This is a genomic window from Lysobacter sp. cf310, assembly GCF_900114355.1.
In the GTDB taxonomy this organism is placed as follows: domain Bacteria; phylum Pseudomonadota; class Gammaproteobacteria; order Xanthomonadales; family Xanthomonadaceae; genus Lysobacter.
On the sequence record NZ_FOSS01000001.1, the window covers coordinates 1,129,783 to 1,144,074 of the forward strand.

Sequence of the window (14,292 nt, forward strand, 5' to 3'; positions counted from 1 at the left end):
CCATGAGCGACGTCCGCCCGATCGCGATCTTCACCATCGGCACCCTCGGCGACGTGCTGCCCTGCGTCGCCCTGGGCCAGGGCCTGCAGCGCGCCGGCTATCCGGTGCGCATCGTCACCAGCGCCAACTTCGAAGCGCTGGTGCGCGAGGCCGGCCTGGACCATTACCCGCTGACCGCCGACTTCCAGGCCATGCTGGCCGCCGATCGCGCCATCGCCGATCGCGGCCTCAACCTGTACGCGATGGCGCGCACCTTCCGCGAACGCTATGCGCACTGGGCCCGGCACTGGACTGCCGAAGGCCTGGCCGCCAGCGAGGGCGCCGGTCTGCTGATCGGGGTCAGCAACGCGATCCAGCTGGCCAAGGCGATGTCGGAAGCGCGCGGCCTGCCGTTCGCGATCGCGCGCCTGCAGCCGCTCACGCCCTCGCGCATCCTGCCGCCGATGGTGATGGCCGGCGGCCGCGAGCGTCTGCCCGGCTGGCTCAGCCTGAGCCTGTACCGGCTGATCCATCTGCTGGTCTGGTATGTGATGAAGCCGGCGATCAACGACATCGTGCGACCGCAGCTGGGGCTGCCGCGTTTTTCCTGGCATGGCCCGCATCTGGGCCGCAACGCCCAGCGCGAGAAGACCCTCAACGGCTACAGCCCCAGCCTGCTGCCGCGCCCAGCGGACTGGCCCGACAGTTCCCAGGTCACCGGCTACTGGTTCGCGCAGGACACCCGCTGGCAGCCCGACCCGGCGCTGCAGGCCTTTCTGGAGGCCGGCGACAAACCGATCTACGTCGGCTTCGGCAGCATGGTCAACGCCGACGCGGCCGCGTTCACCCGCACCGTGCTGGATGCGGTCGAGCGCAGCGGGCTGCGCGCCGTGCTCGCGACCGGCTGGGGCGGCCTGGACGGCGCCGACGGCGTGCGCGACGGGCGCTGCTATTTCCTGCGCCAGGCCCCGCACGACGCCTTGTTCCCGCACATGTGCGCCGCCGTGCACCACGGCGGCGCCGGCACCACCGCGGCGGCGGTGCGCGCGGGCATTCCCTCGGTGGTGGTGCCGTTCTACGGCGATCAACCGTTCTGGGCGCGCTGCCTGCACGCGCGCGGCGTCGCCCCGCCGGCGGTGCAGCGCAAAGGCCTGGACGCGGCGCGACTGGCGGCCGCCATCGCCGCCACTCAGGCGCCGGCGATGCGGCAGGCCGCCGCGCGACTGGGCGACACCGTGCGCGCCGAAGACGGGATCGGCAACGCCGTCGCCCAATTGCGCGCCTGGGGCCTGGTCGAAGCGATCGCCGACCCCGTCCCGCGCCCGCGCCGTCACCTGCGGAGCGTGGCATGAGCGCTCCGCCGGGCCGTCCGCTGAGCCTGTTCGAACGCGCCCTGTACGGCGACGGCAGTTTGCCGGGCAATGTCGTGGTCACCGCCTGCATCGAAGGCCGGATCGATCCGGCCGCGCTGCTGCGCGCGCTGAGTCAGGCGCAGGCCCGCCATCCGCTGCTGCGCTGCCTGATCGTCGAACGCGAGGGCCGTCCCTGGTTCGAGTTGCGACGCACGCCGCCGCAGATCCCGCTGCGCATCATCGATCGCCGCAGCGACGAGGACTGGCTGACCTGGTCCGAGCGTGAGCTGCAGCGGTGTTTCGACGGCCGGCGCGAGCCCTTGGCGCGCCTGCTCTGGCTGCGCGGCGAGCACCGCAGCGAACTGGTGCTGATCTGCCATCACGCGATCTGCGACGGCCGCGCGCTCACCCACCTGCTGGGCGAACTGCTGCGCGATTGCGACGGGCCTGAGCGCGCGATCGAGACCCGCGACGCGCTGCCCAGCTTCGCTGACTGGCTGCCCGCCGCGGTACGCGCCGATCGCGGTCTGCAGCGCAGTATCCGCTGGCGCGCGGCCGCCCTGGCCCTGGCCTTGCGCCTGCTGGTGCGCGACCGCCCGGCGCAGCACTACGGCGCGATCTACCGCGAGTTGTGGACGCTGGACGAAGCCGTCAGCCGGCGCCTGTCCGAGCAGTGCCGCGCGCAACACGTCAGCGCCTACGTCGCCATCAGCCTGGCCTTCGTGTTGGCCTTCCGCGCGGTCTGCGGCGCGCAGCGCATCCAGCGCTTCGTCGCGCCGGTGGACATGCGCAGCCTGCTGCCGAACCTAGGCGACCGCGACCTGTTCGGCATCGCGCCCACGGTCGAGTTGCGCCCCGGCAAGACCGGCGCGGGCACCGCCGCGCCGGACGAGTTCTGGACCCGGGCGCGCGCGCTACAAGCCGAATTGCAGCGCAGGATCGAAGTCCTGCCGGCCAAGGTCTATCGCAACTTCCTCGGCCTGGAACGCCTGCACGGCGTGTTCGATCGCATGGTCGTATACGGCCGTTCGCGCCGCGAGGGCCGTCAGCTCACCCTCAGCAATCTCGGCCGCCTGTCGCTGACTCAGGACTATCGCGGTTTCCACCTGCGCGCGGTGCGCGGCATCTCCGGCGTGGTCGGCGCGACCCCCGCGCATCAGCTGGTGATCTCGCGTTACGCGGGCCGCTACGACTTCTCCCTGTCCTCCGACGAGGAGTCGCTGCCGCGCGCGCACGCGCTGCGGATCCGCGAGCACGCGATGGACTTGCTGATGGCGCTGACCGCGCCGCAAGCGCAGCCCCACGCCGAACCCGCTCCCGTCTCCGCCGAACCGGTGCGCGCCGCATGAACCGCTATGGCCTGATCTTCGTGCTCTACCAGCCCGACGCCGAGTTCGTCGACAACCTGCGCCGCGCGCGCGAAATCTGCGCGGACCTGGTGGCGGTGGACAATACGCCCGAACCCGACGCCGCCCTGCACGCGGCCCTGCATCGCGAGCGCATCGACGTGCTGGTCAACCGCAACCGCGGCGGCCTGGCCGGGGCCTACAACCGCGGCGCCGAAGTGCTGCTGGCGCGCGGCTGCGAGGTGATCTTCCTGCTCGACCAGGACTCCAAGATCGAGGCTTCGTTCTTCACCGCGATGATGCAGGCCTGCGCCGCGGTCGGCGGCGACAGCTTCGTGCTCGGGCCGCGCGTGTACGAGATCAACCTGCGCAAGTGCATGCCGACGTTTCCGCCGGGTCGGCGCTTTCCCCGGCCGGTGCGCATGACCGAACGCGAGCACGGCCTGTTCCCGACCTTGTTCGTGATTTCCTCGGGCTCGGCGATCTCGGCCGCCGCCTATCGCAAGCTCGGCGCCTTCCGCGAGGACTACTTCATCGAGTACATCGACATCGAGTACGGCCTGCGCGCGTCCAGCCAGGGCGTGCCGGTGTACGTGAACGCCGACGTGACCATGCAGCAGACCACCGGCCACATCCGCCGCCACGGCAAGCTCTATACCACCCACCACGTCGCCTGGCGCCGCTACTACGGCGCGCGCAATGCGGTGCACTGCCTGCGCCTGTACAAGGCGCATTGGGGCCTGCATTGGCTCAGCGGCGCGCTGGCCCTGCACCAAGCACTGTGCGTGGCCCTGTTCGAACCCGACAAGCTGCGCAAGCTCACCGCCATCGCCTGCGGCTACCTGGACGGCCGGCGCGGACGCCTGGGCACCTTCGAACGCCTGCATCCGCGCATTCACGCCTATTGCACCCGCGCCAGTCGCGAGGCGCAGGCGGCCGAGCGCGCCAAGCCCGCGCCGGCACCCGCGCCCGGAGACGCCGGGTGAGCCGCCCGCTGTCCACGATCGAGCAGCTGATCGACGGTTGCATCGTCTACGCGCTGCGGCTGGACGGCGAAATCGCCGAGGCCGATCTGCGCAGGGCGATCGCGCGCGTGCAGGCCAAGCATCCGGCCCTGCGTGCAACCTTGCGCACGCAAGGCATGGCCGTGCGCTACGTGGACGATGGCGCCGGCCCCATCCCCCTGCGCGTGCTGGGCTTGCGCGGCGACGGCGATAGCCGCCGCGAAATCGACCAGGAGCTGGAAACGCCCTTCGCCGAGGGCCAGGCCCAGTTACGCCTGGTCTGGCTGCGCGGCGCGGGCCGCAGCGAGCTGCTGTTCGCGGCCTCGCACCGCATCTGCGACGGCATGAGCCTGCTGATCGTGGCCAGGGAAACCCTGCGCGCCCTGTACGACGACGTGCCGTTGCCGCCCTACGCGCCGCTCACCGCCGCCGATATCGTCGGCCACTACGTCCCCGCGCATCCGCGACGCCGGCGCTGGGTCGCCGGCCTGATCGGCCTGGCGCTGCGCCTGCTGCCGCCGATGGCGCCGCCGCGCAATCGCGAGCACCACCTGGAATGGAGCGCCGGCGCGGTGCTGTCCAGCGCGCTGCGTCAGCGCTGCAAACGCGAGGACGTGTCGGTGCACGCCGCCCTGCTGGTCGCGCTGGACGCGGCCCTGCTCACCGCACTGGGCCGCGAACAGGTACCGGCCTGGATCGAAAGCCCGATGGACGGCCGGCGCGGACGCGTGCCGGCGCTGGCCGACGACCGCCTGTTCTACGGCGGCGGCGGCCTGAAGTTCCGCACCGGCCAGGACGACGGCAGCGGCTTCTGGGATCGCGTGCGCGAAGCGCATCGTTCGATACAGGCGCAGATCGAGCGCGAAACCCGCGAGATTCCCAGCCGCTACCACTTCTGCGAACTGATCCGGCCACCGGCGCCGGCGCGCTTGAACGCGCTGATCCGGCTCGGCAATGCGCTCGGCCTGAAGGGCAGCTGGAACCGCATCACTTTGTCGAATCTGGGCCAGCTCGATCTGGTCGACGAGCGGGCGCCGTTCCGCCTGGACGATTTCCGCCTGTACGTGCACTCGCATTCGGTGCGCGCGCTGGGCCTGATCGTGTACGCCCTGCACGGCCAGCTGCGCTTCTATTGCATGGGCGACGAGCATTGCATCGATCCCGAGCGCGCCCACGCCCTGCGCGAGGCCCTGATGGCGGTGCTGGAAGCCCAGGTCGCGCGCACCCAGCCCGCTGCGGCATCGCCGTCCCGCGTGGACGGCGCGGCCTGGGCCGGTTGAGGCGCCCTGCCTTTCGACACGGCTGCGCCGCGGCCGGCATCGGGCTAACCTGAGGCCCGACCCGATCGAGGAAACCGCGATGGCGCTCGTGCTTTACCAGCATCCCCTGGCTTCGTTCTGCCACAAGGTGCTGATCGCCCTGTACGAAAACGGCACCGCCTTCGAACCGCGCCTGATCGAACGCGCGGCCGCCGACGAGCACACCCGTTTCCTCGATCTGTGGCCGGTCGGCAAGATGCCGGTGCTGCGCGACGAAGCGCGCGATGCGACGGTGCCCGAGACCAGTATCATCATCGAGTACCTGGACCGTCATTACCCGGGTCCGCAGCCGTTGCTGCCCGCCGATCCGACCGCCAACCTCGACGCGCGCCTGTGGGACCGGTTTTTCGACCTGTACGTAAGCGTGCCGATGCAGAAGATCGTGCTGGACCGCCTGCGCGGCGAGGACGAGCGCGATCCGCGCGGCGTGGCCGATGCCCATGCCGGCCTGGGCATCGCCTACGGCATGATCGAGCGGCGCATGGCCGACCGGGTCTGGGCCGCCGGCGACGAATTCGGCCTGGCCGACTGCGCGGCAGCGCCGGCCCTGTTCTACGCCGGCATCGTGACCCCGTTCGGCGACGGCTACCCGCAACTGAGCGCCTACTTCGAACGTCTGCTGCAGCGGCCGTCCTACGCGCGCGTGCTGAACGAGGCGCGGCCTTACTTCAAGCTGTTCCCCTATTACGAGCGCATGCCGGCGCGGTTCCTGGCCGAGAGCTAGGCACGAGGGTGTCGACGCGCCATGACCTCGCAGGTCATGGCCGGCGCTGCCCGCCCTGTCTATCATCGCCGTCGAAGCCCGAACCTGGCCGCACGAACACGATGTCGGATTTCGCAGTCGCCCGATTGTTCGACAGCGGCACCCTGGCGGTGCGCGACGTGCTGTGCGGCGGTCAGTGCCGCCATCGCAGCCAGGAGGAATGCGCCTCCTCGACCCACCTGGTGTTTCCTTATCGCGGCCTGTACCTGCGCCACGTCGGCCAGGACCAGTCGGTGGCCGACGCCAACCACGCCCTGCTGTTCAACGCCGGCGAGGGCTACCAGGTCAGCCACCCCGTCAGCGGCGGCGACGCCAGTCTGGTGCTGGCGCTGTCCGAACCGCTGCTGCGCGAACTGGCGCCGGCCGAATTGCTGCAAAAGCGCGACCAGCTCGGTTTCCGTCTGCAATCGCTGCGCATCGATGCGCGCGCGCAGGCGCTGGTCGCCCTGCTCCGGCACAACCTGCAACTGGGCCGCATCGAAACGCTGGAAGCCGAGAGCCTGGCCCTGACCCTGGTCTGCCGCAGCCTGGGACCGCGTACCACCCACATCACCGCGGCCACGCACGCGCGACGCCGATTGGTGGATCGGGTCAAGGTCTTGCTGGCCGCGGACCTGACCCGGCGTTGGACCCTGGAAGAGATCGCGGCCGAGATCGGCGGTTCGGCGGTCTACCTGACCCAGGCCTTCCAGCAGGTCGAGGGCCTGCCGCTGTATCGCTATCACCTGCGCCTGCGCCTGGCGCGCGCGCTGGACCGGATTCCGCACAGTCAGGACATGTCGGCGCTGGCCCTGGACCTCGGTTTCTCCAGCCACAGCCACTTCAGCGCCGCGTTCAAGCAGGCCTACGGCCGCACGCCCTCAGCGTTCCAGCGCTCGGCGCTGGCCAAGAGCGCCTGAGCGCGCGCCGCGCAAACCGCTAAAGAATCCGACAGCGGCGGCGCCGCCGCGATGGTCTCCTGAGCGTGCCCGAACCGGGCCCATATCGGAGAACCCCATGAACGAGAACACCTGCGCCGCTTGCGACAGCGAGCTGGACGAACACGCGATCCAGGTCACGATCGGCGGCCGCGCCGTCGAGGTGTGCTGCGAAGAATGCGCGCACAAGCTGCGCGAAGCGGAGCTGCGGCCATGAGCGGCGGTCAGCGCTATTTCGCCGACCGTCGCACGGTCGACACGCCTTCGGGCCGGATCAGCTACGTCGAACAGGGCCAAGGCCCGGTGGCGTTATTCGTGCACGGCGTGCTGCTCAACGGCTACCTGTGGCGGCATCAGCTCGCCGAGCTCGGCGACAGCCGGCGCTGCATCGCGCTGGACCTGCTCGGCCACGGTTACACCGAGGCCGGCGCGGGCCAGGATGCATCGGTCACCGCCAACGCGCACATGCTGGCGCAGTTCCTCGACGCGCTGGGCATCGACCGCGTCGATCTGGTCGGCAACGACAGCGGCGGCGGCATCTGCCAGATCTTCGCCGCGCTGTATCCGCAGCGCATCCGCAGCCTGGCGCTGAGCAACTGCGATGCCCACGACAACTGGCCGCCGGAGGCGTTCAAGCCTTTCGTGGCGATGGTGGCCGCGGGCGGACTGGGCGACACCCTGCGCGCCATGCAGGCCGACAAGTCGGTGTTCCGCAGCGCGCTGGCGCCGGCTTACGAGCGTCCGGACCAGGTCAGCGACGCCACCATCGACACCTATCTGCGGCCGCTGCTGGAACCGGCGCGACTGGCCGAGCTGGAACGTTTCGTCAACGCCTTCGACTGCCGCCACACCCTGGCGATCGAGGACGGCCTGCGCCGCCTGCAGGCGCCGACCCTGATCGCCTGGGGCACCGACGACGTCTATTTCCCCCTGCCCTGGTCGCTCTGGCTGCAGCAGACCATCCCGGGCACGGTGCGGCGGGTGGAGTTCGAGGGCGCGCGCATCTTCTTCCCCGAGGAGCGCTGGCAGGACTTCAACTGCGAACTGCGCGCGCATTGGCAGGCGCACTCCGTCGAGCAGGCCGGCGCGCAGGCTGCCACGGCATGAATCGCCAGCGCGCACATCCGCTCTCTCACGCTACGTCACGGGGTTTCAACTGATGCACACCATCGCTGTCTACGGCGCTTACGGCCACACCGGCCGCTTCGTGATCGCCGAACTGCTCCGGCGCGGCCTGGTGCCGCGCCTGGGCGGACGCGACGCCGCCAAGCTGGCGGCGCTCGCGCAGATCCATCCGGACCTGGAGCGCCGTCAGGCCTCGATCGAGTCGCCGGCCGAGTTGGATAGTCTGCTGGACGGCGCCGCCGCGGTGATCAACTGCGCCGGCCCCTTCCTGGATACCGCGGCGCCGGTACTGGAGGCCGCGTTGCGCGCCGGGCTGCCCTACCTCGATGTGTGCGCCGAGCAAGGCGCCGTGCTCGATCTGGTCGAGCACTACGACGAGCGCGCCCGCGCCGCCAGCATCGTCGCGATACCGGCGATGGCCTTCTTCGGCGGTCTGGCCGATCTGCTGGCCACCGCCGCGCTGGGCGATTGGCCCGAGGCGGACGCGATCGAAATAGCGGTCGCGCTGGACAGCTGGCATCCGACCGCGGGCACGCGCATCACCGGCCAGCGCAATCAGCGCGCGCGCCTGGTGATCGCCGACGGCGAACTGGCGCCGCTCGCGCAGCCGCCGGCGACGCGCGACTGGACCTTCCCGGCGCCTTTCGGCGTCCAGTCCACCGTCGCGTTGCCGTTCTCGGAGATCGCCACCCTGTCGCGCCATGTGCGCAGTGCGCGCGTGGATTCGTACATGAACCTGACCGCGCTCCAGGACGTGCGCGATCCGCACACGCCGCCGCCGACGGCCGCCGATGCGAGCGGACTTTCGGCGCAGCGCTATGCGGTCGATGTGCATGTGCATCGCCAAGGCCGCAGCCATCGTGCGTTCGCGCAGGGGCGCGACATCTATGCGGTCAGCGCGCCGTTGATCGTCGAGGCCCTGGTGCGGATCCTCGACGGGCGCGCGCACGCGATGGGTGTGGTCGCACCGGGTCAGACCTTCGACGCGGCGGCGTTCCTGAGCGCGTTGCCGGCGCTGCAGTGGACGCTGGAGGTCGAGGGCTGAGCGCCAGGGGTGGCGGACGCGCAAGCTCCGCCGGCCCCACTCAGTAGAATGCGATGCCCGGACGCAGGATCAAATGGAAGATCAGCGTCAAAGCGATCAAGGCCAGCAACGGCACCGCGAGCGAACGCACCGGTGCGGTTTCGCCGGCGCGCGCGGGAATCGCGAACCAGGCCGCGGCCTGCATCCACCACAGGCCGATCACGTACTCGGCCACCGGCACGATCGCGACCTGGTCCAGGCTACCCGGCACCCGCATCGCGATGATCAAAGGCAAGGCCAGTAAGCCCGGCAGGGTCGCGACGCGGAACACGAAACCCGCGCGCCGGCCCGGCGTGGCGATCTCGTCGGCCTGCGCGGCCAGGCTGAGCAGCGGGCGCAACAGGCGCACCGCGATCCACACGATCAAAGCCATCGCCAGCAAGGCGGCGACGGTCTTGGTCGCCGCGCTCCACTGCAGGTATTCCATCGCCATGCCGACGTCGTTGCCGGGAAAGATCGCGCCGACCACGAACTGCGGCAGGGCCTGATAGCAGCCGTGGAAGACCATCCACAGCGCGAACATCCGCCACAGCGCCGAACGCGGCGGGCAGCGCTTGAGCCAGCAGGCGCAGAGTGCGGCCAGGATCAGGGTCGCCAGCGCGCCCGTGCCCTGGAACAGCTTGGCCAGCGGGTTGTCGCCGTCCCAGTTGTGATTGTTGTGGAACAGGGTCGGCCGCAAGCCCGGCGTGAACGCCTTGGGCAGGACCAGGAACAGCTCTTGCACGAAGAAGATCAGGCTGAAGCTCAAGGCGTACAGCAGCATCGAGGCCAGGATCAGCTTCCAGTCCCAGGCCGGCGACGACGAAGCCGCGCGCGGTTGTCCGCGACTGCGCAAGACGCCCCACAGACCCAGCAACACGGGGCCGCCCAGGGCGAAGGACGGAGCGAAGACGGACAAGAAACCGGTAGAGGTCATTGCAAGCGAGCGCGGCGGGGATCAGGCGCGAGTGTAGGGCCTTGCGCGGCCGCGCGAACGGCTTAGCGCCGGAATTCGTAGAGCACGTCTTCGCGCAGGCCTTCCAACAGTTCCTCGCTCAACATCGGCAAGGGCAGGCTTTCGCGCGCGGACAGCACGATGTCGGCGTCGAGGGCGCCGCTGTAGTGATGCATCAGCAGCCCCATATGTGCGTTCTTGGTCTGGGTCAGCATGTCGCGGATGAAGGCCAGCCACGGCGCCGCGGATTCGACCATGCGCTGCGCGCGCTTGTCCTGCTGCTGGGCGAGCGCGCGCTCGATCTTGGCCTCGCTCCAGCCTTTGCGGCGCAGGCGCTGGACCGCCTCGTCCGTATCCTTGGCGCGCTCGCGCAGGCGCCGGCCGATCGGCACGTCGCAGTCGCAATGCCCGGGCGTGGTCAGGTAATGACGCAAGCCGGGACCGATCTGGCGGTCGATGCTGGGATTGGATATCGGCAGCAGACGGCGCCCATGCCTTTGCGCGATCGCCGCCAAGGCGGCGTGGTCGGCGTCGGCGGGCAGGGTGGCGGTGACGAAGCGGCACATGCGCCCAGTTTAGGCGACGCCTGGCCTGCGGTTCCGCAACGCCCCACGAACCGCCGCAGGTCGGATCAAGGCCTTCCGGCACAAGACCTCCGGTGTCGCCCGGCCTATAAACAGCGCAGACGCTACCGATGCCGACAGGAGTCATGCATGCCGCCGTCCAGTCCCGTCCCCCACCCGCGCCTGTCCGCCTGGGTCGAACGCGGCGCCCAGCCGGCGATCCTGGCCGGCGCCTTGCTGCTGTGGTGGAGCCTGCTGCCCAGCGAGGCGGCGACCCTGATCGTGTTGATCGTCGCCTTGCTGGTGGCCAGTGGCCTGGAGGCCTGGCTGCCGGCGATGCCGGAATGGCGGCAGAGCCTGGGCACGCGCCTGCGCCTGATCGGCGTGTACGCGCTGGCCTTGGCGCTGTCGGTGCTGCTGCTGGGCGCCTACGAGGCGGTGCTGGGACCGGCCCTGAGCGGGTTCCGCAGCGGCCCCGGCGCCGCGCTGTGGCCCCATGGTTGGCCGCTGCCGCTGCAGGTCGCGCTGCTGTTCTTCGCCTCCGACCTGATCTATTACTGGATCCATCGCGCCATCCACCGCTGGCCGCTGCTGTGGCGCCTGAGCGGGCACGGCTTCCACCATGGGTTCCAGAACCTGCACGCGCTCAACGTCGGCACCAACCATCCCTTCGAGGTGGTGTTCCTGATCCTGCCGCTGGTGCTGCTGGCTGCCGCCACCGGCGCGCCCGAACGCGCGGTCGAAGCCGCGGGCATCCTGCTGATGGTCAACGCGGTGCTGGCGCACGCCAACCTGCGCATGCACACGCCGGGCCTGTCCTGGCTGATCACCGGTGCCGACCATCACCGCCGCCACCACTCGCTGGTGTTCGAGCAGAGCAACAGCAACTACGCCTGCAATGCGATCGTCTGGGACCGCCTGTTCGGCACCTACAGCCAGGGCCCGGTCGTGCAGACCGGTATCGGCCCCAGCGAGCCGGGCCTGTGGCGCATGTACCTGCTGCCGTTCCGCGAGCCGACCGACGCCGACACGGTCTCGTCGCGCCAACACGCGCCGCCCGACTGAACTCGGCGGGCGCCGCGCAAGCGTCGCAAAGCCCGTCGCAGCACGACTTCAGAATTCTTCACTCGCCGATCAGGCACTTCAGACGGTTTCCCGCTGTGATCGCGGCTCCTTCCACCGATGAGAGCCGATCATGCCCCTGCACCGCCTGCTGTTGTTGCTCGCCCTGGCCAGTCCGGCCGCGTTCGCCGCCGACGACGGCTGGCCGGCCGCGCGCCCCAGCGATAGCGCGTTCGATCCGGTCCCGCTGAAGGCGCTGAACGCCCGCCTGGACGACGGCAGTCTCAAGCAGCTGACCAGCGTGATGGCGGTCCAGCGCGGCCAACCCGTGTACGAACGCTACTTCAACGGCGCCGACGCCCAGACCCTGCACGACGTACGCTCGGCGACCAAGAGCGTGACCGCCCTGCTGGCCGGCGCGGCCATCGACCGCGGCCTGCTGCCCGGCGTGCAGGATCGCGTCTACGACCGTTTCCCGGAATTCACCGCTGCCCATCGCGTCGACCCGCGCCTGCGCGCGACCACCCTGGCCGATCTGCTGACCATGAGCTCGCTGTGGGAATGCGACGACGAGAATCCGTTCTCCACCGGCAACGAGGAGCGCATGTACGTGACCGAGCGCTGGCTGGACTTCGCCCTGGCGCTGCCGGTGAAGGGCTACGCGCCGTGGATGCGCAAGCCGGCCGACAGCCCGCACGGGCGCGCGTTCGCCTACTGCACCGCCGGTTCCTTCGTGGCCGGCGCGGTGATCGAACGCGCGACCGGTCAGCCGCTGTCCGAGTTCGCCGCGCAGGCCCTGGAGCGGCCGCTGGGCATCGAACGCAGTCAGTGGAACCGTTCGCCCGAGGGCATCGGCATGGGCGGCGGCGGCACCCGCTACCGCACCCGCGACCTGGCCAAGTTCGGTCAGCTGGTGGTCGACCAAGGCCGCTGGCAGGGCAAGCAGGTGATCTCGGCCGGCTACATCGCCGCCATGACCAGCGTGCAGGCCCAGGCCAACGACGAATCCGAGTACGGCTACCAGTGGTGGCGCATGCACTTCCAGGTCGGCGGCCGCGACGTCGCCGCCTGGGCCATGTCCGGCAATGGCGGCAACTATGTGTTCGCGGTGCCGGAGCGACAGTTGGTGGTGACCATCACCAGCAGCGCCTACAACCAGCGCAACGGCCACACCCAGTCGCGCGAGATCTTCCGCGAGCTGTTGGCCGCGCTGCGCTGATTCAGGGCAGGTCGGCCGGCTTCCAGTCGGCCGACGCCACCCGTGCGCGCTGGGCGGCGATATCGGCATCGATGCGCGCCAGCACGCGCGCGTAGCCGGGATCGCCGTGCAGCGCACGGAACAAGGGCGAGGCCTGCAGGTAGGCGCGGTCGCGATAACCGGCGTCGACCGCGTCGTCGAGCGCGGCCACGGCCGTCTCCGGTTGCCGGCGCGCCAGCTCCAGCAGCGCCAGCTCCAGATACAAGCTGGGCCAGGGCGCCGGCTGCCCCGCCTTCGGGCGCAGCTCGGCGATGCGCTGGGCGATCCATTGCGGACTCGGCGCCGGCTCGGCGTACAGCCCTTCCACGGTGAGGCCCAGCGATCCCTGCGGGCGCAGCCGCCGCGCCTGCGCGAACGCGGCGCGCGCGGCCGCGCGATCGCCGCGCTGCAGGGCCAGCTCGCCCTGCAGCAGGTGCAGCTCCGGATGCGGGGTGCCGCGCGTCAGGGCCTCGTTCAAGGCGCTGGCGGCCTCGTCGTAGCGGCCGGCGCCGAACAGGCTGCGCGGCCAGGCGATGTTGGAGAACACGTTATCGGGGAACAGACGGAAGTTGGCCTGATGCCGGCGGCGCGCGGCCTCGGCGAAGCCCAGCAGTTCCAGCTCGCGCGCGACCTGGACGTCGCGGAATCGCACCCGCGCCGGATCGCCGCGCAGCTGCATGTTGCCGCGCAGGGCGTCGGCGATCTTGCCCTGCTCCTGGTAGAGGTAGGCCAGCGAAGCGCGGGTGTGGTCGTCGTCCGGATCCAGCCGCAGCGCGCGCTCGTAGCCGGCCACGGCCTGGCCGATATCGCCCAGGCAGTCGTGCGCATAGCCCAAGGCGCTCCAGGCCGCCGCGCTGTCGACGTCGCGGCGCAGCAGCTGTCGGGCCAGGCGCAGGCCGCGCTCGGCGTTGTCGCGGCCGCCGTTGTAGAGGCAGGTGCGCGCGCTGGACAGACGGCTCAAGCCCAGCAGCGCCGCCGGGTCGTCCGGATCGGCGGCCAGGGCCTGCTGGTAGAGCGCGATCGCGCGTTCGTTGTTGTCGGCCTGGCCGATGCCGGCGTAGTAGGCCGCGCGCGTCAGCAGCGGCGAACGCGGGCGTTCGTGGTTCGTACGCCACCACAGCGCCGCGCCCACGCCGATCGTTGCCAATGCCAATGCCGCGAGCCCGGCCCACAACCAGCGCCGCGTTCGCCGCGTCGGTGCCTGCGGCGCGGTCTCGGCATCCGCCAGCGGCTGCGGCGGCGCGCACAGCTGATAGCCCTGCCCGCGCACCGAGCGGATGTAGCGCGGGGCGCGGCTGTCGTCGCCCAGGGCCTGGCGCAGCAGCTTGATGCGCTGGGTGATGGTTTCCTCGCTGACCACCGCCGGCGCCCAGACTTCGCTGGCCAGCTGATCGAAACCCAGCACGCGGTCGCCGTGCGAGAGCAGGCAGGCGAACAGGCGGAAGCTGAGACCGGACACGTCCAAAGCCACGCCCTCGCGTTCCACGCGTTGGCGTTGCAGGTCGATGCTCAGGTCCAGCAGTTGCAGTCGGGACACGGCGATACGAGGCAGCGGAGGGAACGCGCACCAGGGCGCGGCGTCCGCGATGCTACACGGGCGCGCGACC

At 70.5% G+C, this 14,292-nt stretch carries 14 protein-coding genes; 11 read left to right on the top strand and 3 right to left on the bottom strand.

Annotated features, from left to right (window positions below; translation table 11 throughout):
- Positions 1–2: 2 nt before the first annotated feature.
- The 9 genes from BMZ45_RS05025 to BMZ45_RS05060 all read left to right on the top strand — a co-directional run bounded on the left by BMZ45_RS05025 (position 3) and on the right by BMZ45_RS05060 (position 8,850).
- Positions 3–1,331 (top strand): glycosyltransferase, encoded by a 1,329-nt coding sequence (locus tag BMZ45_RS05025; RefSeq protein WP_254776532.1) that lies wholly within the window; start codon positions 3–5, stop codon positions 1,329–1,331.
- Positions 1,328–2,680, top strand: coding sequence for a condensation domain-containing protein (locus BMZ45_RS05030; RefSeq protein WP_091633150.1), 1,353 nt, complete (start codon positions 1,328–1,330; stop codon positions 2,678–2,680). Before BMZ45_RS05025 ends, BMZ45_RS05030 begins: the two co-directional genes overlap by 4 nt.
- Positions 2,677–3,663, top strand: a complete 987-nt coding sequence (locus BMZ45_RS05035; RefSeq protein ID WP_091633152.1) for a glycosyltransferase — start codon at positions 2,677–2,679, stop codon at positions 3,661–3,663. Before BMZ45_RS05030 ends, BMZ45_RS05035 begins: the two co-directional genes overlap by 4 nt.
- Entirely contained in the window at positions 3,660–4,961 is a 1,302-nt protein-coding gene (locus tag BMZ45_RS05040) for a condensation domain-containing protein (protein WP_091633155.1), read from the top strand. Before BMZ45_RS05035 ends, BMZ45_RS05040 begins: the two co-directional genes overlap by 4 nt.
- Before the next feature lie 79 nt (positions 4,962–5,040).
- Complete coding sequence (locus tag BMZ45_RS05045; protein WP_091633158.1) at positions 5,041–5,724, top strand: glutathione S-transferase family protein; 684 nt, start codon at positions 5,041–5,043, stop codon at positions 5,722–5,724.
- Between the two features lie 101 nt (positions 5,725–5,825).
- Positions 5,826–6,662 (top strand): helix-turn-helix transcriptional regulator, encoded by an 837-nt coding sequence (locus BMZ45_RS05050; protein WP_091633160.1) that lies wholly within the window; start codon positions 5,826–5,828, stop codon positions 6,660–6,662.
- A gap of 97 nt (positions 6,663–6,759) precedes the next feature.
- Complete coding sequence (locus BMZ45_RS21525) at positions 6,760–6,897, top strand: hypothetical protein (RefSeq protein ID WP_175488926.1); 138 nt, start codon at positions 6,760–6,762, stop codon at positions 6,895–6,897.
- Positions 6,894–7,787, top strand: coding sequence for an alpha/beta fold hydrolase (locus tag BMZ45_RS05055; protein ID WP_091633163.1), 894 nt, complete (start codon positions 6,894–6,896; stop codon positions 7,785–7,787). The genes BMZ45_RS21525 and BMZ45_RS05055 overlap by 4 nt, the downstream gene beginning before the upstream one ends.
- Before the next feature lie 52 nt (positions 7,788–7,839).
- Positions 7,840–8,850 carry a saccharopine dehydrogenase family protein gene (locus tag BMZ45_RS05060; protein ID WP_091633165.1) on the top strand — a complete coding sequence of 337 codons (1,011 nt, stop codon included), beginning with the start codon at positions 7,840–7,842 and terminating at the stop codon, positions 8,848–8,850.
- Positions 8,851–8,890: 40 nt separating this feature from the next.
- Here the strand turns inward: BMZ45_RS05060 and BMZ45_RS05065 are convergent, their stop codons facing one another.
- The gene (locus BMZ45_RS05065; RefSeq protein ID WP_254776533.1) at positions 8,891–9,787 is read right to left on the bottom strand and encodes a hypothetical protein; all 897 of its coding nucleotides are present in this window, start codon (positions 9,785–9,787) and stop codon (positions 8,891–8,893) included.
- 80 nt (positions 9,788–9,867) lie between these two features.
- Positions 9,868–10,389 (bottom strand): hypothetical protein, encoded by a 522-nt coding sequence (locus BMZ45_RS21530; RefSeq protein WP_175488927.1) that lies wholly within the window; start codon positions 10,387–10,389, stop codon positions 9,868–9,870.
- Between the two features lie 147 nt (positions 10,390–10,536).
- Between BMZ45_RS21530 and BMZ45_RS21535 the strand changes: the two genes are divergently transcribed.
- Together BMZ45_RS21535 and BMZ45_RS05075 are read left to right on the top strand one after the other, a co-directional pair.
- The gene (locus BMZ45_RS21535) at positions 10,537–11,451 is read left to right on the top strand and encodes a sterol desaturase family protein (RefSeq protein WP_175488928.1); all 915 of its coding nucleotides are present in this window, start codon (positions 10,537–10,539) and stop codon (positions 11,449–11,451) included.
- Positions 11,452–11,581: 130 nt separating this feature from the next.
- Positions 11,582–12,667 carry a serine hydrolase domain-containing protein gene (locus BMZ45_RS05075; RefSeq protein ID WP_091633173.1) on the top strand — a complete coding sequence of 362 codons (1,086 nt, stop codon included), beginning with the start codon at positions 11,582–11,584 and terminating at the stop codon, positions 12,665–12,667.
- Between the two features lies 1 nt (position 12,668).
- On the opposite strand, the gene BMZ45_RS05080 is transcribed toward BMZ45_RS05075, so the two are convergent.
- Complete coding sequence (locus BMZ45_RS05080; protein WP_091633175.1) at positions 12,669–14,222, bottom strand: winged helix-turn-helix domain-containing protein; 1,554 nt, start codon at positions 14,220–14,222, stop codon at positions 12,669–12,671.
- Between the last annotated feature and the right edge of the window lie 70 nt (positions 14,223–14,292).